Origin of the sequence: Mesorhizobium sp. M0778 (assembly GCF_040320105.1) — a bacterium.
GTDB lineage: Bacteria > Pseudomonadota > Alphaproteobacteria > Rhizobiales > Rhizobiaceae > Mesorhizobium.
Window position 1 is genome coordinate 48,102 of the sequence record NZ_JAMYPA010000010.1, and the last position, 22,407, is coordinate 70,508.

Annotated in this window: 18 protein-coding genes and 1 pseudogene; 3 read left to right on the forward strand and 16 right to left on the reverse strand. The window is 59.9% G+C overall.

Annotation, left to right across the window (positions count from 1 at the left end):
- Nucleotide 1 precedes the first annotated feature (1 nt).
- Entirely contained in the window at nt 2-1,579 is a 1,578-nt protein-coding gene (locus tag NKI22_RS16145; RefSeq protein WP_352816184.1) for a B12-binding domain-containing radical SAM protein, read from the forward strand.
- A 298-nt stretch (nt 1,580-1,877) separates the two neighbouring features.
- On the opposite strand, the gene NKI22_RS16150 is transcribed toward NKI22_RS16145, so the two are convergent.
- The 3 genes and pseudogenes from NKI22_RS16150 to NKI22_RS16160 all read right to left on the reverse strand — a co-directional run bounded on the left by NKI22_RS16150 (nt 1,878) and on the right by NKI22_RS16160 (nt 3,520).
- The gene (locus NKI22_RS16150; RefSeq protein ID WP_352640873.1) at nt 1,878-2,111 is read right to left on the reverse strand and encodes a hypothetical protein; all 234 of its coding nucleotides are present in this window, start codon (nt 2,109-2,111) and stop codon (nt 1,878-1,880) included.
- A gap of 191 nt (nt 2,112-2,302) precedes the next feature.
- Nucleotides 2,303-3,326, reverse strand: a pseudogene (locus tag NKI22_RS16155) (LuxR family transcriptional regulator).
- A gap of 8 nt (nt 3,327-3,334) precedes the next feature.
- Nucleotides 3,335-3,520, reverse strand: a complete 186-nt coding sequence (locus NKI22_RS16160) for a hypothetical protein (protein WP_352816186.1) — start codon at nt 3,518-3,520, stop codon at nt 3,335-3,337.
- 481 nt (nt 3,521-4,001) lie between these two features.
- Between NKI22_RS16160 and NKI22_RS16165 the strand changes: the two genes are divergently transcribed.
- Nucleotides 4,002-4,790, forward strand: a complete 789-nt coding sequence (locus tag NKI22_RS16165; RefSeq protein ID WP_352816187.1) for an extracellular solute-binding protein — start codon at nt 4,002-4,004, stop codon at nt 4,788-4,790.
- Between the two features lie 596 nt (nt 4,791-5,386).
- On the opposite strand, the gene NKI22_RS16170 is transcribed toward NKI22_RS16165, so the two are convergent.
- From NKI22_RS16170 to NKI22_RS16190, 5 genes are all read right to left on the reverse strand, one after another.
- The gene (locus tag NKI22_RS16170) at nt 5,387-6,424 is read right to left on the reverse strand and encodes a phosphatidylglycerol lysyltransferase domain-containing protein (protein WP_352816188.1); all 1,038 of its coding nucleotides are present in this window, start codon (nt 6,422-6,424) and stop codon (nt 5,387-5,389) included.
- A 265-nt stretch (nt 6,425-6,689) separates the two neighbouring features.
- The gene (locus NKI22_RS16175) at nt 6,690-7,412 is read right to left on the reverse strand and encodes a glycosyltransferase (RefSeq protein WP_352640883.1); all 723 of its coding nucleotides are present in this window, start codon (nt 7,410-7,412) and stop codon (nt 6,690-6,692) included.
- Nucleotides 7,413-7,501: 89 nt separating this feature from the next.
- Nucleotides 7,502-8,293, reverse strand: a complete 792-nt coding sequence (locus NKI22_RS16180; protein WP_352482628.1) for a glycosyltransferase family 2 protein — start codon at nt 8,291-8,293, stop codon at nt 7,502-7,504.
- A 113-nt stretch (nt 8,294-8,406) separates the two neighbouring features.
- Nucleotides 8,407-9,576 (reverse strand): glycosyltransferase family 4 protein, encoded by a 1,170-nt coding sequence (locus NKI22_RS16185; protein WP_352816190.1) that lies wholly within the window; start codon nt 9,574-9,576, stop codon nt 8,407-8,409.
- Nucleotides 9,577-9,674: 98 nt separating this feature from the next.
- Entirely contained in the window at nt 9,675-10,316 is a 642-nt protein-coding gene (locus tag NKI22_RS16190) for a sulfotransferase family protein (RefSeq protein WP_023717682.1), read from the reverse strand.
- Nucleotides 10,317-10,825: 509 nt separating this feature from the next.
- On the opposite strand from NKI22_RS16190, the gene NKI22_RS16195 reads away from it, so the two are divergent.
- Nucleotides 10,826-11,740 (forward strand): sulfotransferase family protein, encoded by a 915-nt coding sequence (locus NKI22_RS16195; RefSeq protein WP_023717683.1) that lies wholly within the window; start codon nt 10,826-10,828, stop codon nt 11,738-11,740.
- Nucleotides 11,741-11,758: 18 nt separating this feature from the next.
- On the opposite strand, the gene NKI22_RS16200 is transcribed toward NKI22_RS16195, so the two are convergent.
- The 8 genes from NKI22_RS16200 to NKI22_RS16235 all read right to left on the reverse strand — a co-directional run bounded on the left by NKI22_RS16200 (nt 11,759) and on the right by NKI22_RS16235 (nt 22,035).
- Entirely contained in the window at nt 11,759-12,454 is a 696-nt protein-coding gene (locus NKI22_RS16200) for a sulfotransferase family protein (protein ID WP_352958597.1), read from the reverse strand.
- A 72-nt stretch (nt 12,455-12,526) separates the two neighbouring features.
- Nucleotides 12,527-14,269 (reverse strand): asparagine synthase (glutamine-hydrolyzing), encoded by a 1,743-nt coding sequence (gene asnB / locus NKI22_RS16205; protein ID WP_352816192.1) that lies wholly within the window; start codon nt 14,267-14,269, stop codon nt 12,527-12,529.
- 349 nt (nt 14,270-14,618) lie between these two features.
- Nucleotides 14,619-15,473: a sulfotransferase domain-containing protein gene (locus NKI22_RS16210; RefSeq protein ID WP_353040565.1), complete on the reverse strand. Its 855-nt coding sequence runs from the start codon at nt 15,471-15,473 to the stop codon at nt 14,619-14,621.
- Between the two features lie 2 nt (nt 15,474-15,475).
- Nucleotides 15,476-16,492 (reverse strand): hypothetical protein, encoded by a 1,017-nt coding sequence (locus NKI22_RS16215; protein WP_352640889.1) that lies wholly within the window; start codon nt 16,490-16,492, stop codon nt 15,476-15,478.
- 201 nt (nt 16,493-16,693) lie between these two features.
- Nucleotides 16,694-17,866, reverse strand: coding sequence for a glycosyltransferase family 9 protein (locus NKI22_RS16220; protein ID WP_352716633.1), 1,173 nt, complete (start codon nt 17,864-17,866; stop codon nt 16,694-16,696).
- Nucleotides 17,856-18,890: a glycosyltransferase family 9 protein gene (locus NKI22_RS16225; protein WP_352494619.1), complete on the reverse strand. Its 1,035-nt coding sequence runs from the start codon at nt 18,888-18,890 to the stop codon at nt 17,856-17,858. Before NKI22_RS16225 ends, NKI22_RS16220 begins: the two co-directional genes overlap by 11 nt.
- Nucleotides 18,891-19,051: 161 nt before the next feature.
- Nucleotides 19,052-20,164: a glycosyltransferase family 9 protein gene (locus NKI22_RS16230; protein ID WP_352850895.1), complete on the reverse strand. Its 1,113-nt coding sequence runs from the start codon at nt 20,162-20,164 to the stop codon at nt 19,052-19,054.
- Nucleotides 20,165-20,229: 65 nt separating this feature from the next.
- Complete coding sequence (locus tag NKI22_RS16235) at nt 20,230-22,035, reverse strand: ABC transporter ATP-binding protein (protein ID WP_051409617.1); 1,806 nt, start codon at nt 22,033-22,035, stop codon at nt 20,230-20,232.
- Nucleotides 22,036-22,407 lie beyond the last annotated feature (372 nt).

Sequence of the window (22,407 nt, forward strand, 5' to 3'; positions counted from 1 at the left end):
GTTGGCACGCCGGGAGAAAGCCACGGAAATCGCGCTGGTGAATGTGCCGTATGGTTCGGCTGACGGCGAGCGCAGCATGCGGCCACTCGGGTTGAGCTACCTCGGAGCGTTTCTCGCCGACCGGGGCGTACGCGCCAACGGTTTCGACTTCTCCGATTCTTCAATGAATCCGACCGAGATCGTCGAGCGGTATCGGCTTGCGGACTATCCCGTGGTCGGTCTCTCTTTCTACAACATAAACGCCAAGGCCGCTTATCGGCTGGCCGAAGCCGTTAAGGCTCGAAACCCGCACTGCGTGGTCGTGGGCGGCGGTCCGCACGCGAGCGCAGCCCATGCCACGCTTTTCGAAAGGCATCCAGAAATCGACCTCGTCGTGAGAAACGAAGGCGAGGAGACCCTTCTGGAAGTCATCGAGGCACTCCGCTGCAAGCTTCCGCTGAGCGGAATCAGCGGCATTTCCTACATGAGCGGTGGCCGCAGCGTCATAGCGCCCGACAGAAGCCGCCTGGAAAACCTGGATGACCTGCCGGCCCCTGCCTTCGATTTCCAGTCCGAAACCGAAGAGAACCCGTTGTTCTACTTCGACAGGGTAAGCGGAACGCGAAAGCGTGCGGTGGGCCTGGTCTCGAGCAGGAGTTGCCCATATAGCTGCTCGTTCTGCGCGATCATCCTGATCGGCCGGCAATGGCGAAAAGCGAGCGCGGCCAAGGTCGTGTCCGATCTGAAGGAGCTGGAAGCCAGGAATGGGCTCGAATACGGACACATCTACTTTCTGGACGCCAACTTCTTCGTAAACGCCAAGCGGGCGCTGGAAGTGGCGGAATCGCTTCACTGCTATCGAGCGGACATCACCTTCAGCTTTTCCACGAGGGTGAACCAGCTGATCAAGGGCAAGAGCCTGCTTTCCGAGCTGCAGAGGCTTGGATTGAGAGCTGTCGAACTGGGTATCGAAAGTGGCAGCAGGGACGCGTTGAAGCGGTTTGCGAAAGACACCACGCCCGAGCAGAACGACGAGGCGCTGCATCTTCTGAAGAGTCATGGAATACAGCTGATTTTTGATTTCATCATGTTCGATGCGGAGGCAAATCTGAATGACCTCAGGCGCAACGTCGACATGATCGAGAGGAACAATCTCGACTACCATGTGCCATGGGAGCATATCTTTTCACATATGACGCCGTATCTCGGAACCGACATTCGGCTGCACTATGAAAAGATGATGGGTCATGCTTTCGACGAGGACGAGCTGCCCCATCCGAGCGATCTGTTTCAGGATCCGCAGGTAAAGGCTGTCTTTGACGAGTTGAGCAAGCTTCAGGCTCACGTCCCGAATATCGCGCAGGCGCTGTTCCGCACCGAAGCGCGGGTCAGGGGCTCCGCAAGCTGGGGACGCGATGAGGCGCGGGAAAAGCTGAACGCGGTCACGCTCCGGCGCCTTCCGTTCCTGGTGCTTAGAAATCTTCTCAGCCAAGCCAGACAAGGCGAAACTGTTTCGCTTGCCCGGGCGATACCGCCGTTCACCGACGAAGCTGGCAGTTCATACGATCTCGAGGAGTTCCTGCACTGGGCTGCGACTTGAATTCATATCAACGGGCATGGAGATAGGAGACAGCCGCAAGCGTCTCGAGCCCCAATTCCTCCCCCAATGCGGCGATCACGGTTGCCACGCGACCACGCACCCGTGGAGGAAGCTGCATCAGCCCCTCGATCAGGCGCCGGCCTTCCGCCCTGGCGATAAAGTCGATGCGCTCATCGACCGGCAGGGGGCGGCTTCCCCGCTGGTCTCACGCGTCCCCAACACCTCGCCCGTGACGGTGGCCGTCCGGTCCCAAGACACCGGCACTCTCCAGTAGCGCGACAGGCGATTGCCGATACGTTTAAGCGCAACTGGCGTTGGTGACCGAAGTGTCGAGATAGCCGATCTGCTGCAGCGCGATCGAAAGGGCCATGATCATCCGCCCTTCCCGAAATATCAGCGGCAGCACCAGCAGTCCGCCAATCAGACAACGCATGCCGACCGCGCTCAGCGGATCGAGATTCTGCTGGATATTGCCGAAGCCCCACAGGGCCGCGACGAACAGAAGCAGAAGATTGGCATGCAGCTTCGACATCTCTTTTCGCTCTGCGTTAAGCCTGTCTGGGCCGACTACGGACACAGGGCCTGGCTCCAGCCGGTGCAAGCAGCCTGCCGCCATTCCATCCGTATGTCCTGAAGGTGCGCTGAAACTGTTCTGAAACTGTGGCGGGCCGACACATTGCCTTAGGAGGTGGTGCCGCTCAGCCGCGGGATGCCACCGCCGTGCTACTTGTTCGGCGCCTCGGCGCTGAGCAGCGAACGCATCAGTGCCGCCTGGCTACGCACCCCGGTTTTGTCGAAAATGCGCTGCAGCTGGGTGCGCAGAGTATTGATGCTGACTGCAAGGAGATCTGCGGCGCTCTCCAGGTCGTGACCATCGACGATCAGGCGGGCAAGTTTGACCTGCGCGGGTGAGAGACCAAAGATCTCCCGCGCCACATCGACCCGGCGTGCGACAATCTCAGCATCGTCGAACGAGACCAGCGCCTTGCCGTCCTCAAGCAAGACCCAGCAATGGAGCGGCACCCCCGCCGCGTCCTCGCCAAGTGCCACCGCCCAGGCCTGCTTCGGCGCGACGCTCAGCGGTCTCTGGCCCTGTAGCTCGTCAAAAGCCCGGCTCACAGTGTCACGAAGCGCTAAGTCGCGCTCGCGCCGTTTGGCGCGTAGGCGCCCAGCGCTGACGATAAGCCCTGGATGGCTACGCATCCGCTCCCGCGCCAGCCGGTTCATCCATAAGATCCGCGCATCGGCGTCGACCTCGACCAGCGGACAGGTCGCCTGTTCAACGGTGCTCTCCATCATCACCATGCAGCCGATTTTCCAGACACCTTCGGTCCGATGCATGATTTTGAGCACGCGCTTCAGATCATCGCCGGTATCGGTCCCGATCTGGTCGTAGGTGATCCATGCCATATTCCCGCTGACGATGACGTTGACCTTCTCCCACCGGACGCGCTCCGCGAAGGCCTTTTTCTCCGGGAACCGCTCCACGATCTTCCTAAGTCGCGCGGAGATCGCGTCCCAGCCTTCGTCTACCCGGATACCCAGCGAGGCAAAGGCCTCCATGCGCCGGGTCTGCGGCGACTGCACCCAGTGGCTCGCCAACGCCTCGAAGTCCCGCTGCAGCCAAGCCTCGGTCTCGCCACGGGATCACAGCCAGGATCGCGGCCTTGTCGGCCTCGCTTTCGTCCATCCCATGATCTCCGATGAGGTCGGGTCGCAGCATAACATGGCTGACATCTCGTAACATGACATGCCTCAGATAAGGGTTATGCCAAGGATCAGGATCACGCCGGCCGTCATCGCGATCGACCCAAGCAGTCCCTGGTTCAGGTGCGGCCACGCAATTTGGTCCGAGTAGTAGCGGTCCTCCGCCCAGGCACTCATCGGCCCCGGTCGGGCGGCGGTGTGAATGTGTGTGGCGGCGAGACTGTAGATGTCCATAACGTCCTCCGGTCCTTGCGCTCTCATCTCGGGCATCCTGGCACGGACAGGCGCCCTGACCTGTCATGCGCGCGGACGACAGCCGAAGAGCCGACGGGTCTAAGGGCTTCAGGCCTCAGGCGATCGGCCGTGATCGACGGGCCAAGGTTTCCCAGATCCCGGCTTACAGATGGCTGATGGGAGGGTCGAACTCACTAAAGCAGTTGGCGCACCAGCGAGCGACCACGCGTCTGAGGAAATGCCTCCAGGCATCTGCGATCAGCACAATCGTGGTCCGGAGATCGAACGAGCGCACCATTGAGTCTCGATCGGCCCGCTGCTTCTCAAGATAACGGGCGAGCGCAACATCGTGGCGCAGCGGCGCCAGCGCGTAGCGCAGCCGCGGATCTTCCCTGGGATCATCGTGCCAGATAGGCCACTCGTTCGGGCCGTGTTGCCGCCCACTCCGATGAAGGTGAAGCCGGCCTGCTGGACCTTTTTCATGTCGGCGAACATATCGTCGAGCGAGGCCCATTTGGTCGGGTCGACGCCGGCCCTCGGCGGCGACCTTCTTGTTGTAGTAGATCATCCCGTCGATATGGACGCGTTTCAGGCCGGCTATCTCTTTCATGCCCTGGTCGCTGCCGTCGCCGGCCCGGACATATACAACCGCTTCTATGGTGAAACGCCTGACAAGACTGTGTTCGACGAGAAAGGCCTGCGCGACGCGATCGACATGTTCCGCAAGATCACCAGCCAGGCCGACGCGGGCTGGGTGAACCGGCAATGGAACGAGACGACCAGCACGGTCATTTCGGGCAAGACGCTCATGCAGATCCATGGCGACTGGATGAAGGATCAGTGGAAGGCCAACAAGAAGGTGCTCGGCGAGGATTTCGGCTGCATCAACATTCCCGGCACCAAGGCGCTATCGGTGACGGTGGATGCGTTCGGCATCCTCGGCGGCCAGCCCGATGACGTGCTCAAGGCAGAGCTCGACTTCGCCGGTACCGTCGTCGACCCCAAGATCAACGCCGAGTTCGCTTCCATCAAGGGATCGAGCCCGGTGCGCCTGGACGTTCCGACCGACAAGCTCGACGCCTGCAACCAGCTCGTCCTCGACTCGCTGAAAAAGCCCGGCTTCAGCGTCCAGAATCCTTTCAACATATCCGACACCGACTGGCTGAACTCGGTGTGGAATACGATGTACACATTCCAGGGCGACCCCGACATGACGGTCGACGACGTCATCGGGGATTTCCGCAGCGAATACGCGGCGGTCTTCCCGTAATATTGGTTGAGTCCGCGCCGCCCACCTGCCTCGCGAGTTCGTCGAAGGACGATACCCTCTCCCGTGAACGGGGAGAGGTTGATCGATCATTTGGCCAACTCAACGCGCTGCCACTAACCCACGGGAAACATTTTGCGCAACAGATGACGGGCGCAACTCCTGCATCCATTGACAGTCGTCATGCTCGGCTGGAGAATGAAGAAGGTCAACGGCGATAGCCATGCGGGAAGGCAATGGTCCAACCGCCAGATACCGGACACCGTCCTGGCAGCGTCGTCGCGGTCATCGTCATTTGTTTGATCATCGTTGCTTTGTTCTTCATAGGCTTCAGATACTCAAGGCCAGGCCAAGGTACCCTCGTTATTCCTGGCGGTACGCTGCAGCAACCGTGAATCCGACCCCTTGGCGCTGATGTGGAGCCGTTCTCGGGCTACCAAAAGTGCCCCGGCGGGACTGGGGACGATCGCAAGAACGGTCCGGCGCTTCGCAGCCGGTCTTTTGCATCCCGCCGCGCCTTCCTTTCCCACCTAAACAACCAAGCCTGGTCGGTTAGAGGTCGACCATACTGGGAGAAGACGAGCCCCATCCACCAGGCACTAGACGGCCCTGATCAGCCGGAGCAGAGAAAGCGCCTCGAAAAAGCTCCCCTTGCGAAAGGCGAGATAGGTTGGCTCTTCGATACCGTGGAACCGGCGCTTGAAGGCCGCCTGCCCCTGCAGGTTGAAGCGGGTGCGATTGACCCACGACGATTCATAGGCGCGCTGGAAAGCGCGCCGCCAGAAATCGCTTTCGACAAACCCGCTGGGTCCGATTTCGACCAGCGGCGACAGGCCGAGGGTGACGACGGAAACACCTTCATTGCGAAAGCGGTCGACCGCGAATTTGGTCAGGCCGATCTCGGCATGCGCTGAGGCATCGATGTGCTTGCGCTTGAACGAGGTGGTGTAGCCGATGACCTTGCCGTCACTGAACAGCGGATCGAAATCCAGCAAGGCAACGAGCTCTCCATCCGGACCGTGCAGGACGAAGCGGCGCATGTCGATGCCAAGGTGATCGGCAAAGGGCCTGTTGAGAAACCTCATCTCCCAGCGCTTGACGATGCGGTCTGCCCGCCAGTTCTGGGAGAGCCTGGCAATCTCGTCGAGGAAAACGGTCCCGTTGTCCTCCGCAAAGGAAAACCCCCTCCTCAAGAGCCAACGTTCGGAATAGCGCACTGTCTCATTGCGCCTTCCGGAAAAGTCGTGGCCGGGCAGGACAAGCCTGGTGTCGACGCCGAGGCGGTTGACGTGATAGCCAAGCCCGGCAAGCACGCGCGCCGTCTGTTCGCCGATCTGCACGAACCACGGGCTGCCGGCAACCTCGACGAAACGTTTGATATAGTCGCGCCGATCGGCCGGGGCAGCCATTGGATCACCGAGCGCGAAATGATGTCGCGTTTTGCTGCCGTAAGCGATGTAGCCCTGGGCATCGCCGAAGTAATGAAGCCCCTTCTGCACGGCGGTCGAATAGGCAAGGGAAAAATCGCCATGGCGACGAACCAGCGCCAGGCGCTCGACATGGTTCAGCTGCAGCCGCGGTATTTTAGGCCCGCGGTTTTCCAAGAAACGATCGAGGCGTCTTCGCAGTGACGGCATGGTCGACTTTCGCGTGCCGGCTAGGCCGATGAAAGAGCTGACGGACCTCAGACCGATCATATTGCCGCGAGCTGATCCTTACCTGGGTGCGGCATCTTATCCGGCCTGAGCTGCCAGATTTAGGCACAATCCGTCCCCGGTCCCGCCCCAAGGCGGCACCACGCATTGTTGTCGACGCCTAGCGTCTGACGGCTGGTTGCTGCGCTCTTCGCGACACGAAATCGATTCCACTTCGGAAGCGCTCACCTGCCAAACACGATGGCGCTTATCGAACTGCGCTCTGAGAAGATTGTGCTTGATCTGAAGCCAGGAATTCGTCGCGTTCTGCTATCCACAAATCGGCATAGTCGACATTCTGCCACTCGGCAAACCACGGGCCGCCGCTCGTATAGTGGACCGCCTTAGGTGTGCCGACAGCAGGCTTTTCGTTCCAGCCTTCGAGCCAATTCCACTCTACCGGCAATGAGCCCAGATCTTCGTCGGCAACCCACTGCATTCGGTGAAGATAGGCGCCACTTTCCTGGTTCACGACCTCTGGCGTGAGCGATTTGACCGAGGGATGCGCGCAATTGAACAGCATCAACGACGACCAGTTTTTCCGAGGATAGGATGTCTGGACCACGCCATCCATCTTGGTCGTGGCCTTCGGCGTATAGTCATGCTGGACGCAATAGACCGCCTTGTCCGAGTCCGTATATTTCAGCAGGCCTGCGACGTCACCGAGCCACAGGAAATCGCAATCGCAAAACAGGGCCCAACCCGTGTAGCCGGCGAGAAAGGGCGTCAGAAAGCGCGTGTAGGTGAACTCCGTTGAGGCGAGCGGGTCTTTTTCCCGCCAGTACAGCCCGCGGCTACGCATCTCGTCCTGATTGATCGGAATGACGGAGACAGGCGCCGACGCATGTTTGAGCAGCGAGTGGCGCGCGACGTCGTACGCGATCGGCTCACGGCTGTCCCATCCGATAAATACCCTAAACGCATCAGTCATATTCACTACCCTGGCTTTCGATTTTAACGGTCGTACACTAACTAGTTGGCGATGGCTCGGCAACAATGGCGGTCGCCCAAGCCGGTTTCTCACAGATTTGTCCTGGCCTCGGTCTTGCTGGTTCGGGTGGAATTGGCCTCGCTCCCCAATGCCACACGCGCCCATTTCTGATAGGTGTAGCTGGCGGAATAAGCGGCAACCATCGCCCCGGTGGAACCGTCCAGAAATCCCAGCCGGAAAACATAGCTGCGCATATAAGCCCAGACAGAGCGCAAAACCGCCTTGCCTATCGAGCTTTTTTTGCCCTCGGCAAGCAGCCGCGCGGCGGACGCTTCGGCGTACCGGCCAATCTTGTCGTGGGCATCCGCCAGGTCGGCGATGGAGTCGTGCTCGATCGGCTGGGACAATCGCCCGACCTTCCCGTTCACCACTACTTTCTCGTGCACGGTATCGTCGCTGAAGCGCCCGGAGCGGTGACGAAATAGCCTGAGCACCAGATCGGGTGACCAGCCGCCATGGCGGACAATATGCCCGCAAAAGCGCGATCTTCTCGGTATTTCGAAGCCGTCATAGCCTTTTGGGTCGGCGATTGCGGCTCTGATTTCCGCACCGAGCGGCGCCTCCACCCACTCATCGGCATCCAGCGAAAGGATCCAATCCCCCGTTGCCGCGGCAAGCGCACGGTTTTTTTGCGCGCCGAAACCGGGCCAATCAAGGGTCATCAAAACCTTGGCTCCGAGATCACCGGCAATGTCCCTGGTTCTGTCGCTGCTGTCATTGTCTAGAACGACGATTTCGTCGGCAAAATCCACCGAACGAAGGCAGCGCGCGATGGACGCCTCCTCATTGCGGGTGATGATAACGACCGAGAGCACCGGCACGGTCAGAAGGTTCCGGCATCAAAGCTGCCGCTGTCATTCGAATGTATCTGCAGCATCGGCTCCCGGCCTGTTAGCGCACTGAGGGTACTAACCTAATCCAACAAAGTCGAAAATCATTTCAGATCAAGGCTTTCATACAGCGCCATCATTCGCGTTATCATGAGGTTGAAATCATAATGCTCGGCCGCCGCTCTCACCCGGGTCGCGGTCTCAAATCGTGACGACAACTGCAGCGCGTGCGCGAGCCCTGCAGCGAGGTCGCTTTCGCTGGCCGCGTCGCAAACAAGCGTCGGCTCGAACCGCTCGACAAGCTCGCGCGCTCCGCAGCCGGTGCTTACCACAGCGGGCAAGCCGCTGGCCATGGCCTCGATCACCACCGTGCCGAAAGGATCATAGATGGAAGGCAGCACGGCAATATCGGCCGCGCCGTACCACGGCAACATGTCCTTTTGCGGCCCCAGCATCTTGAGCCTTGCGCCGAGACCCAGCCTGTCACCAGTCTGCCTGAAGGCGTTGGCGCGCGAATCGTGGCCGACGACCCACAATTCCGGCTCGCCATCGAGCCTGGCGACAGCCCTCATCAGTGCAAGAAGCCCCTTTCGCGCAAAGCCCGAGCCGACAAACAGGACGACCGACCTGTTATCGTCGACGTCGAGCCGCGCGCGGACCGCGGTCCGATGCTGTTGGCGCAGTTGCGGATTGAAGCGGTCGAGGTCCACGCCGTTGGGGATATGGTGCACATTTTCCGCCGGATAATCGTAGTGACGGACAATGTCGTCTGCGACCATTTTCGAAATCGCAATGACAGCTTTGAGCCGTGGGCTGGCATAGGTTGCGCGCTCGAGGCGCAGCGTCTGGCGGTGAAAAGGGCTCAGCGCCATTGCCGCCCTGCCAAGCCGCGTCTGGAAACGCCGCCGCTCGGCAAGATAGGCGGCATGAACGCCCTCCCCGGCCCGGAAGACATCGCAGCACGGGAGGCGATCGTTGCTCTGCACCAGCGCCCGTGGCATCTCGGCGATCTTGCGGCAGGCGGCTTGAGCAAAGGACGTCGCCCGCAGCGAACGCGGAAAGCGGCGGCCGGCGCAATGGATGAACTCTATCCCTTCATTACGCGGCCAGTCGCCGGAGAGCACGGCCACCGGCCGCTGACGCGCCGCGAACGCGGCCATGATGTTTTCCAGCATGATCTCGCCTCCACCGAAAGGCGCATAACGCTGGCGCACGAACAGGATCGGCACTGTCGGTTCGGCTTGGACCTGCCGATCATGCTGAGACAGAGCCATTTGACCTCGCTACGCCGTGAAGATTTGCACATGATCGACTGGAGTGTCGTTTTCCTGAGGTAGACTGTGCGCCGCCGAGCAGAAGCCGCGCATTGCCGTCAGTAGCCGAAAGCCTCAAAATCCTCGGCATAGAGGCTAGAGACGATCCCGCGCGATCTCTTATCATAGTAATCGTCGGCCTTGCTCGTCGCATCCGTTCGGCTTTGGCTGCGGTGGATGGTGTTGCTGATTTGCCTGCCGCCACTGATCCGATCCCACACCTTTTGGAAGTCCTCGGCGAAATTTTCGACACGACCGATAAAATCAAACTCGGACGTGGGCATGACAAGCGACGATGTCTGCGGAGCCCAATGGAGGTCCGCATACAGCCAGCCATCTTCCAGGAGATCACAAAATTCACAGAAAGTCGGGATATTGCCGCGCTTACCGATGTTTTTCTTTCCCGTCGCGACCTTATCCAAATAGGCCGACAGCACGCGGCTGTAGGGATTCCGCACAAACGTGAACGCGAACACGTTCGAAATCGAATCAACCTGATCGACGGTCAATTGCGACGGACGCAACAGGGTGTCGCTCTGCAGCAATTGTTTCTTCGCGCCGGCGAGCTGGAACTTTTCGCGAAATTTAAGCTGGGCCAAGTTTATTGTGACCGTAGAGTTGGCCGACTTCGCAATGCGATTGTAGAAAAATCCGTGATCGGGATCAAACAATCCTTGCCGATCGGCGGTCAGTATCGTCAATTTGCCGCCATACGGGTATCGCTTGTAAAACGGAGAAGCCGGTATGGTCCTTTTGGCGACCGTTCGGCCAACCTTTGTTTTGATTTTCCGAAATCGTTTCAGCACATTCGAGCTCGATCCGTGAGTGGTTTCGTCCCCCGTTTACCGTGCCCACCGCGGCGTATAGCGTAAGTCTGTCGACGCTGCCAAGTTAGAGATTGAATGTAAAAAATTTGGCGGAACATTTGCGTTGTCTAACGCCTTCCCACCCCCGGAAAAACATCGCAGCACAAAAGGCGATCATTGTCCTGCACCAGGGCCGGAAGCGTTGGTCGTGCTGTGACAAGCCCGTGCGACGCGCGATGCCTCTATCCACCTCAATTGAGCTTTCGAACTTGGCGGGAGTTTCTTCGCAGTCTATTAAGCGCCGTAAGCCAGCCTTGGATAGGGCAATGCGGTAAAGACAGTCTGCCTGCTTACAGGCCTATGCCACGACAGGTAGACTGATTTCAAGGCGAGGGTTTTTGCCGATGACGACCAGCCATGTTTCGCCCGATAATGTCGTGCCGGGCAAACCCCAGCTCGGCGCATTCCGTCGCCTCGAGCGCTCGTTGCGGCCACGGCTGCAAAGCCTTCGCGACGTAGTCAGGGAGCCGTTTCTTGCCTGGGCGCATCCGGAAGCCCTCGCCTTCTACCGCAGGGCCGTGGCAACCGCATACCTGCCGGACGACTTGATCGACGTGGTCCCGCAACTCAAGATCCTGTACCTGGCAACGCCGAAGGCGGCCAGCAGCCGCATTCGAAGCAACCTTGCAGCCATGATCGGCAACGACACCGTGTCGGGGTGGCGCAGCGACCAGAACTGGAAGGTCCACAACCGAAAGGCGTCACGGTTGCAGGCGCCTCGCCATGGCATCGTGCAGTTCCACCACATGGCGACAAGTGCTGAAGCCTTGCGATTTACCTTCGTTCGCAATCCCTACACCAGGCTGTTGTCGTGCTGGGCCGACCAATATCGCGACCGTCCCCTTGTGCCTGGCTATGGCAGGGTCGAGGTCTATCTGGCCCACCGCGAACGGGCCGATCCGGCGCTGCCTGTCGGCGCTGACAAGAGCCTGTCCTTTGCAGATTTCGTCGCCTTTGCCTGCAAGACGTCCACATGGCGCATCGACAAACATTGGCAGAGGCAAAGCGACATTGTCGAAGTTCCAGGAGTTGCGTTCGACCTCATCGGCAAGACCGAGACTTTCGCAAAGGATTTCGAACGGGTTCTCGATCATGTCGGTGCAGGCGACGATATGCGGCGCGCGGCGATGCCGCCCCTGCACACCTCCTCGCGTCGCAGGCTTGCCGACTACTTCACGCCAGAACTGGCGGATTCCATCTATCGCGCATATGAGCGCGACTTCGATCAGTTTGGCTATCCGCGCGCGCTTCCAGAGTGAAAATATCGGGCGTATCGCTCAAAGGTACCCGAAAGCCTGCATCAGGGGCTTCCCACGGCCCTCGGTAAGCTCCGCCAATTCCTGCTGACCAAGGTCGGTCTTCCATCGTCCGCGCCCGTCATAGATCGGCTGATTGACCTGCTGGTTGCGGAGTACAGTATGTTGCTTCTCAAGTTCGACTTCGGCCGGCTTGAACCATTGCTGCGGCTTCCTGTGATAGTCGAGCAGGTCCGGGCTGAAGGGCAGGTTGAGAAAGCCGCAGATGCGCTCGACGATCTTGGCCGGATCCTCGACCAGATCCTCGTAGCGATAGATCAGTACATCCGGCTGTCCTTGTTCGGCGAGAACGAGCGCATTGTCGCCGATCCAGCGGTCGAGCGCCTCCCTTGGATCGCCAAGACGCTTGGCCAATGACGCCACGACGTCGCGCCCGTCCCGCACCGGCATCACGAAACGCGCCCCGGGCACGAGGCGGCGAATACGGCCGACGCGACGGATATGCCGCGGCGTTTTTTCAAGCAGCAAGGTCTTTCCGGCACCGCGCGCCGCGCGCTTCAGCTTCCAATAGCGAAACATCGCCAGCGGCGTCCATTTGAAGAAGACATTGGTTTCCTGGAACGGCAGGTAGACGTCGGGATGGGCTGCGAGGATCGTCGCGATCAACGTCGTGCCGCTATGACCGCAGCCGCATATGAATCCGGTCCGCATCACCATGTCGGCAGTGCTCCCATGGCCCGACCCCGCTCCGTCACGGCGAAAAAGAAATGCTGGCAGCCTTGAGGATGGCTATGCGGAGGCATTCGAAAACTTGGCGCCTTTCAGGAAACCGGACAATACCGCCTCCTGATAGCTTTCCTCGGATTGCGAAGCCACGGCCGTTCGCTTCCAGCTTTGTGGAAGACCAAATCCCTGCTTCTTACGTTTGAGCGTGCTTGCCGGCAAAACATTGCGATATGCGTATTTAAGCCCGCCCTTAAGCTGGCCATCCTTGTAAAGAAACGACTCCGGCAGGCTGAACGCATATTCGATCATCGTTCGCGACAGGAACGGGATACGCGCTTCGAGCGAAACCGACATGCTCAACCGATCGACCTTGGTCAGGATATTGTTGGGCAGACTGGTATGAAAATCGAGATATTGCAGGCTGCGCAACGGTCCGAGTTCCGGCTTCCACCACGCCCTGAGATGGGCGAGTTCATCATAGTCAGCAGCGATGGCAAGGCGTTCGCGATAGACGTCGCGCTGCCATCTCGTTCTGCCGGAGCCAATGGCGATGGAGAGCTCGACCGGGTCACGCGTGGTGATCAGGCGCAAATTGCGGTCCTTCAGGCGCCACCCGCTCTGTGAACCGAACGGGACGAAACGTTGCTTCCTGCGAATGCCGCTAAACCGCTTGTATGAGCGATAGCCGCCGAAAAGCTCGTCCCCGCCATCGCCCGTCAGCACGACGGTCCTGTCGCGGCTGGCAAATTCGCAGACACGAAACGCCGGGATGGCGGCCTTGTCGGAAAGCGGCTCGTCATACCATTCCCGCGTGCGGTCGAAGACGTCATCGAGCTCTGTCGGCTGCAGGATCCGGATCGCGTGTTCGGCGCCGAACAGCGCCGCGACCTTGGCCGCCTGCGCGCTCTCGTCAAATCTCGGATCTTCGAAGCCGATCGAAAACGCCTTTGCCGTGGGGTTCACCGCAACGGCATGCGACAGGACAATCGCCGAGTCTATGCCGCCACTGAGAAAATAGCCGACCGGCACATCGCTCACCATGTGAGCGGCAACGCTCGCCTGCATGCGGTCCCGCAGCCCGTCGGCCAGGCGGTCGTCATTGTCCGAGCGGAGTTCGGTAGGCATGGTCCAGTAACGCCCGACATCGACGCGGCCGGTTTCCAGATCGAATGTCAGCCGACTTGCGGCCGGAAGTTTGAAGATATTGCGGTAAAGGCTTTTGGGCGCTGGAATATAGCGGCATGCGAGATAGTCCAGGACAGCCGTCTCGTCGATCGGCGGCAGATCGTCGCCGAGCCAGGTCTGCAGCGCTTTGAGTTCCGACGCCCAGGCAAATCGGCGTCCCGAATGGAAGTAGAAGAACGGCTTCATGCCCGGCCGGTCGCGGATCGCATGCAGCTTGCGGCGTTCCCCGTCATGGATCACGGCCGCATACATGCCGTCCAGCTTCTCGCAGAGCCCTTCGAGCCCCCACACCCGATAGCCATGCAGCACAACTTCGGAATCGGACTGCGAGGTGAATACGCAGCCTTTGGCAATCAGATCGGCGCGGAGCTCGCGATAGTTGTAGATCTCACCATTGACCGTGATCGCGAACTTCCCGTCGGCGCTGACCATGGGCTGATTGCCTGCCGCCGAGAGGTCGATAATGCTGAGGCGCCGAAACCCGTGATAGAGATCGCTGGTGACACGTGCGCCGCCATAATTCGGGCCGCGGTGCACAAGCGTGTCGCGGGCCTGGTCGGCACGATGGATATCGTCGGGCGAAAAGCCCTCGGCACGATAGACGCCGAACAATCCGCACATCATTGGCTCCGCAGGAAGATCTTCGGTTCGAAAGCTTTTTGCCGGCTCCGCCAGCCGGGCCAGACCAGTATAGGAAACTGCCTGGATGCTCAACCGCCCTGCTGATTTGTACGGTCAGGCTCGAGCGGCCTCGAGCAGGCGCCTCATGTTCTTCTCCGCCTCGTCCATCACCTCGGCCCAGGGCCGTAGGCGGCCGTGATCTGGGGATCGGCCCGGGCCGAGCGCGCGGGCCGATAGAACTCGCATGATGGATCGCTGTGGCCAGCCAGACCTGCTTCTCGGCCTTCTCGAACCGGAGAGCAGAACCTAGATGGCAAAAAAGGCATCGGCATATGAGGCAAAATCGTAGCTATCGGCGTCGTGCCGCTATGTCCGCATCCGCAGACAAACCGATGCATCGGATCAATTCACACCTGCCCCTGTCGCCGATATAAGATATGCCATGCCGCAGGAAGGCCTCATCGAGCCGCTTCCAGTAATCGAGCCGCGCAAGTACATTGTCGCAGAAGGCTACATCATCTACGCTGAGGTAGTCCAAATAACCACCGACCTTACCTTTTCGAACCTTGAAACTTTCCGGGTCGTCAGGATTGCGTGGTCGCAATTTTCCGCCATAGCGCGCACCCAGTTCTCCTGAGATTTCAGATTGCTGCATTCGTTTGAACGACCTACTGACGACCACATCAGCAAGGTTGGACTCGTCGAAGGACTTTCCCACAAAGTTTCCGACACTGCGCAAAGCGTCGTTTGTATCCCGCTGCATATCTTCATAGCGCAGAAGCGCAATTTTTCGCATGTAACTTGCGGCTGCGAACCACTGCAGATTGAAAAGGGCAATCTTCTCGACGCCGTGTTTGGGGCTCCTTACACATTCGCCTATCGGACCTGCTCCCAGCTGATGGCGTTTGCAAACCTGAAAATATCCAGACACCACAGTGTCGCGGGGGTCTCGCGTCAGAAATAGGATCCGCTGCCGTTTGTAGCGTGATTTGTCGGTGCTGATCTGTGCAATGTCACGCAGCTCCTTGTGGTCGGAACCATCATGCGTGTAAGCCGCATTGACGCCCAGATCGTCAAGCATTACGCGCAGCCACGTCCGCCCGGACTTGGGAAACGAGACGACAAGGAGTGGCGGCCTTTTTGCAAAGAAGTTGGACAACAATCTCAACTTAGGCCTCCGATTGCGAGCACTTTGATTGCGCAAAATCAGCGGTTGTAAATATCGATCAAAGCATTGGCGATCCGTTGCGAAGCTGGCATCTTTGGATCAATCGACAGATTGGCATTGAGGAAGTCCCGGCTTTGCTCAAAATAGGTCGGTCTTGACCTGACCGCAGCAAGGATATCGTCGACGAGTTGATGCTCCGACCATGTTGGTTTGAAAGCGCCCATAGGACTGTCGAACTCGACCATCGGCGAAACCAGCGGAAAGAGCACCACCGGAATGCCGCAGGCGATCGCTTCGTAAACCGTGGTGCTTGGGCGAGTTACTAGCGCCAGGGCGTCCGGGAGCAGTTGTGCGAAGTCTACGGGCGATTTGTTCGGCATGTCGACTTTTGCGAACATCGTGGGATGGACACTAATGACATGGGCAAGGCCGAGTTTCGCACATGCGGCTGCCACCGCTTCAATCGATTGGCGGTCTGCGAGGTCTTCGATATCCCCCTTGAAGTTCACCAGCACGAAAAGCCCTTCATCGTGCCTGGCGCCCGCGTTTTCGACAGCACGCTCAATTACCGGGGAGCCGACAATGTAGGTCGGTTGTCGTCGTTGCTGCAGCGCTGCCGGTCCCATCGACAGGATGTAGTCAGCTCTCACAAATCGATGCGGCTGCAGCAGTCTCGCACCTCCGATGAGGCCGACCACACGGACCATTCCGAAGTTGATAGAATCTATGAACCGCCTAAAGAATTGCGGTGCATAGTCATTTCCAGTCACCAGCATGTCGCAGGGTCTGATCGTCCGCTTGAGCTCAGCAAAGCTGATATGCGACATTCCCCGGGCGTTTAGTTCAGGGCGTGCGACGCCGCCGCGTTTCAATCCGTCAATATGCGCGAATACGCATTGAATGCCGCCGTCGACCAGAAGTTGAGCCGCATCAGCCAGCAGACGAACATTGTTGCGATTGTGTGGGACGAAGTAGACCGTCCTCGTCTCTGCCCTGCCGCGAGCGTAGATACGCCCCCGCCTGAACAGGTTTCCTGGATGCACAAGCCTGTACACCGCGAGGAGCCGCTGCACAAAGTCTTCGCTGATAAGAGAAGCCGACTTGTTCCCCGACCTACCCAAAGATATGCATCGCCCTCCAAGTCTTGAACCAGCCGCCAGCCGGCAGTTTACAGCGTTCTCGCCGTAAAAAAAGGCCCTTGACCACTTGGCTGCTGTGGCCTTCCTAGTGCGTTCGCGATGCCAGGCGTGGCGGAGTCAACTAGAGGCGATGAGTGAGCACATGTGGTGTCGCGCCTCGTCCATCACCTCGGCCCAGGGCCGTTCGCGCTTTGAGACCAGCACGGCCGAAGGATAGTAGGGCGTGCGGTCGCCCTCCACTGGCCACGAACGTTTGAAGCCGTCACCAAGGATGAAGACCGATGGGACGCCGAGGGCGCCCGCCAGGTGGGCCCCGGTGTTGCTGATGGTTACGACGGCGTCCATCGCTGCAACCTGCGCGGCGAACATGTCCATGTCGACAAGCTGATCCACGGTAGGGTCGTGCAACACACGTGTCGGGTCGCCATCGGTCAAGATTTTCAGGTCTGACTCGGTCCGGCCATATTGCAGCGAAACGAACCGAAGGTCCTGTCGGCCAAGCAGGGGACGCCACGCGGCCAGCGGCGGCAGGTCCTTGCCGGGATTGGAGCTGCCCCATGCGACGCCGACCAGCGGCCGGCCGTCCTCGCTGTAGCGGGCGCGAAGTTCAGCGACCCGCGCCGGATCCGGTTTAAGCGGGACGAAATGCTCCCGGATCGTCGCCTCATTGGTTTCGAACACAGCAGTCAGATGCTGGACGCCGGCAAAGGCCTGCGCCTCGGCGTAGGCGGCCTTGTTCCCGGGACCGACAGCCCGCACATCGGCAATGGGAAATGTCCGCTGAAACAACGGCACCAACCGATGCTCGACGAGCACGATCAATCGTGCGGCGCGGACGAGCGCGCGGCCGACGGAACTCGCATGATGGATCGCGGTGGCCAGCCCCTGCTTCTCGGTCTCCATCAGGTCGACGAGCAGTACCTGGCCCGAGACATCCTGGCCGAGCCACTCACGCTCGACACGGCCTTCAACGATATGGCGCCGGGCGATCTTGAGTTCGGCCGCCGGGCCGTAAGCGCCCATCCGCATCAGCGCCTTGCCGAGCTCGTCGAGCAGATGTACCTCGCCCCTCGACTTCGCGATCGATGCTAGCGCCAGGGCTTTCGGCAGCGCGGCCGACCAATCGCGCGCCTCGATGCTTCGCCGATAATCCGCCATCTGATCGGCAATATCGCCGTCACGCCAGCGAAGGAAAAGCTGCCGCCGATGACTGCGGAACCAAACCTTGTATTTGTAGCCGGCAAGCGCGATAGCGCGGCGGAACCGGAGAAGAAATCGGCTATCGGCCATCAGCAACTCCACTGATGATTTGCCTGATCCGTCCACCTGCTTCCTGCATTGCGGACGCCCATGCCTGGCCGCCTTTTCTGACCAGTCGAACGCTTGGATATGTGGCCACGGTCTCGCCGAAGGCGGGCCACGACAGCCGAAACCCGTCGTCGAGCATGACGACCGTTGGGACGCCAAGCGCCCCCGCCAGATTGGCGCCGGTATTGCTGATCGTCACCACGGCATCGAGCGCAGCGATTTGCGCGGCAAAGCGGTCCATATCCGACAACTGGTCGACGGAAGCGTCATGGATGATGCGTCCCGGCACCCAGTGCTCGAACTCGGAGAGCGCCGGCCCGACATCGCCATATTGCAGGCTGACGAAACGTCCCGGCAGGCTGCCGAGCAACGCCCGCCAATCGTCCAGGGCCGGCAGGTCCTTGGCCTTGTTCAGGCTTCCCCAGGCAAAGCCGATCAGAGGACCGGGGCCGCGATCGAGGTAGGTGCTGCGCAACTCGGCGACCAATCGGCGGTCCGGCTCCAACGGGACGAAGGGCGCGCGTGCTGCCGGTTCATCCGGCCAGAAGTGCTTCGCCAGTGTCTCGAAGCAGGCGAAGACATCGGCGTCCACCGCCGCCACCTCCCCCTGTTCCTCCAGCCTGAGATCGAGCGCAGGATATGTTCGGCGATAGAGTGGCACCAGTCGCGGCTCGACCGAGACGATGCATCGCTCGGCAGCCGCGACCACCGGGCCAAGCAACGACGCGAACTGAAGGAAAATCGCAAGGTCGCCTTCGCGGCGCTCGACGGCAAGCCTGCGACCCGCAAGATCACTGCCATCCCATTCGGGCCTGCCTGGCATTTGCTTGCTCGACGCAATCAACTGCCAGGCACGGTTCCCGCCGCCGAGACGTCTGAGGCCACGCCCGGCTTTCTTGACAAGCCCACGATCGCCAAGCTGCTCACCCAGCAGGCCGAGTGCCAGCGCATGGTCCCGGGCCGCCTTCCAGTCGCTTCGCTCGACGCTCTCCGCCATCAGCCTCATATGCCGTTCGACGCTTTCGTTGGCATGACGCGAGGGCCGTTTAAGAAGTTCCTTTGCTCGATCAAAAAGCGTCTGTAGCCGCTTGCCCGCGCCTGCTTGCGGGCGCAGGTCCGCAGCTTTTGCTTTTTGAAGGACGGATCGTCTGTTCGGCACGGCGATCCTCAACAGGCAGCGTCGGAATGCGTCGTCAAGATCGACGAGAGTCTTTGACCAACCTCGTCGAGCACCACCGACCACGCGCGCCCTTCCTTACGAATGACGACGCCCTTCGGATACCAAGGCGTTCGATCGCCGATGACTGGCCACGCCGTCTGAAAATTGTCGTCGATCAGGAAAATAGTCGGAATACCAAGTGCTCCGGATAGATGAGCCGCCGTGTTGCTGATCGTCACGACGGCATCGAGCGCTGCGACCTGTGCAGCGAACCGGTCCATATCGACCATCTGGTCAACGCTGTCGTCATAGATAAGACGCGCGTCATTGCCATTGCGCAGGCGCCGCAGCGCCGGCTTGATCTGTCCGTACTGAAGCGAAACGAATGTCGCTTGTGTCTGGGCGATGAACCGTGCCCATTCGGGGAAGTCAGGCACATCCTTGGTGTGGGATTTGCTACCCCAGGAGAGGCCGACCAGCGGCAGATCCGTGATCGAGCGATAATGCTTGCGGAATGTCTCGACGAGCCCAGGATCTGCTCGCAGCGGCACGAAGTCGGCGGCAAGTTTCTCGGCATCGCGTCCGAACACCCAGGCGAGATCTTCGAAGGTCGCACGTTGGTCGCCGATCACATCCTGCTGCGCCGGGACCACGGTCGCCTTCGGGAACGTTCGCTGCAGAATTGATATGAGCCGCGGCTCTGCCCGAATTGTTGCACTTTGCGCATAGGCAGCGGCGGCGCCGGCCAGTCGCGCATGGCGGATAACCCGGCCAAGGCTGCGCGGGTCATCCTCCACAAGATCGATCAGCAGTGTATCCGAACCGAGGTTCTCCCCGGTCCACTCGTTGGCATTTTTCCCCTTCCGCAGCCGGCGAGCGGTAAGCCGAAGCTCGGCCGCCCGGGCGAAGTTGCCCAGCCGTTCGAAGGCCTGTCCTGCCTTCTGCATCAGCTCGGGGTTGCGGGAACGGTCAGCCATGATGGCCATTTCATTGATACTTGCTTCAAGGCCTGTCCAGTCCCTGCGCGCGATCAGCGCGTCGGCCTTGGCCTGCAGCTCAAGAACGGAATGAGGCTTGGAGCCGGCAAACAATGTCCGCGCGGCCTTTGTGTATCGGCGCAATCGCAGGCCTATCCCAGCAATCACATACCTGACATAGGAACCGTGATAAAAACTGGTCATCGCCGTCAGCGCAAAACGCTTTGCCGCAGCTGCTTGCTGCCCTCGACGATCGGGCCGGACGCCTCCAGGTGAAAGATCGAGCGATAAATTTCGCTGCGCCTGGCAAGCTCGTCATGAGTCCCGGCGTCCGCCAGAATGCCAGCGTCAAACACCAGGATGCGATCGGCTGCCTTGATGGTTGAAAGCCTGTGCGCAATGCAGATCACCGTGCGCTCGAATGCATCGTCGAAAGCAGCCTCCATGACCGCCCGTTCGTTTTCGCCGTCAAGCGCGGACGTTGCTTCATCATAGACGATTACCGGAGCATTCTTGAGCAGCGCGCGCGCGATGGCGACGCGTTGTTTCTGCCCGCCCGACAGGTTGGTGCCACTCGGCCCGACAAGAGTGTCGAGCCCGTTTTCAAGGCTGGAGGAAAAGCTGGTGACCCGGGCGAGGTCCGCCGCGGACTCGATTTCCTGATCGGTGGCGCCCGGGCGTCCGTCGCGGATGTTGTCGCGGATCGAGCCTTCGAACAGGAAGACATCCTGTGACACCAGTGCGATATTGTCGCGAACGTCGGCGAGGCCGATCTTGGAAATGTCCTTTCCGTCAATGAGGATCCGGCCCTTGTCCGGCTCAATGAGGCGCAGGATCAGATTGACGATGGTGGTCTTGCCGGCGCCGGAGCGGCCGACGATCGCCAGCTTCTCACGGGGCCGTACCTCGAAGGAAACGCCGTGCAGCGCCGGGCTGTTGCCTTCGTAGGAGAAGGCCACATCTTCAAAACGGATACCGCCCTCGACATCGGTGAGGCGCTCGCCGGCGGTTGCGAGTTGTCGCTGCTCGGGCGTATCGATCAAATCATACATCTGCTCAACCGCCACCATCTGCTTCTGGATATCGACATTGACGCGGGCCAGCCGCTTGGCGGGCTCATAGGCAAGCAGAAAGGCGGTTATGAAGGCCATGAACTCGCCCGGGGTCTTGCCGTTGCCGAGGGTCTGCCAACTGGCATAAATGACGAACAGCCCGATGATCACGCCGCCGCCGGTCTCCATCAACGGACTCATCAACGCTGACGTCCGGTTTATCTGGATGCCGCGCCTTTCCATCTTGCCGACGGCCTTTGCGAAGCTGGCGACCGCCTTGTCTTCGAGCTGAAAGGACTTGATGGTCCGGATACCTTCGACGGCTTCCGTGCCGATCGACTGGACCAGTGCAGCCAACTCCGTCTCGCCCCTTGCCAGCGCCTTGAGCTTCCTGGTTATGGCGCCCACCGACAGGAACAGCAGCGGCAGAACCGCCACGGATATCAGCGACATCATCGGATCCTGCTTGACCATGACGCTTGCCAGGCCAATCAGCGTCAGCACATCGGAGACGGTGCTGCTCGTGAGCGTCAGAATAACGGATGACCCGGCGCGCGCGTTGAACATGATCTTGGAGACGAATTTCGCCGGATGCTGATTGGCGAAACGACCGATGTCGAAACGCACCATTCGAGAAAACTGGCGGTTTTGCAGGTCCGAGACGATAGCCCGGCGAATCTTTCCCGTCGTGATGGTCTGGCAATAGGCGGCTATGCCCTTAACCAGGAAAATGCCGATGATTACGGCGCTGATACCCCATGCGGCGGCAGCGTTGCGTTCCACATAGATGCTATTGACCATGGTGCTCATGATCCAAGCCGACGCGGCGGTCGTCGCCGCAACGGCGATCGAACACAGCAAACCGGCGAGATACAGCGTTTTGTGCGGCGGCAGGTTCTCGATGATCAGACGCTTAACCAGCGGGTATGCCAGCACCGCCGAAATTCGTCTCTTTGCGCTCATTCCATTTCCCGATGCGATGTGCGTTGGTACCGGAGGGCTTCTGCTCTCTGCCGACCCGCACGATTTCGGGACGCCGCTTGAGCATCCGCGATAGTTCATATCCTATTCCATGTCTGTGGCTTCGTTCGGAGCCGCAGTCAATGCCGAACCCGACTCATTGAATGGCGACGGTCAAGGCTGCCGCACGGGCTCAATCGGCTCGGTGATACGCCGCGTCCTTGACAAGCTTTGTTCCTTCGGCTCAATCGTTTACCAATAGCTTGGGTGCATTCTCGTGGCGGGCGAAAATAGTGTCTGACATTCACAACGTGCCCTCCAAGAGGGCTGCGACCAATGGTTGGTTTTCCGACTTGGTCTGTGCATCGACGTTCT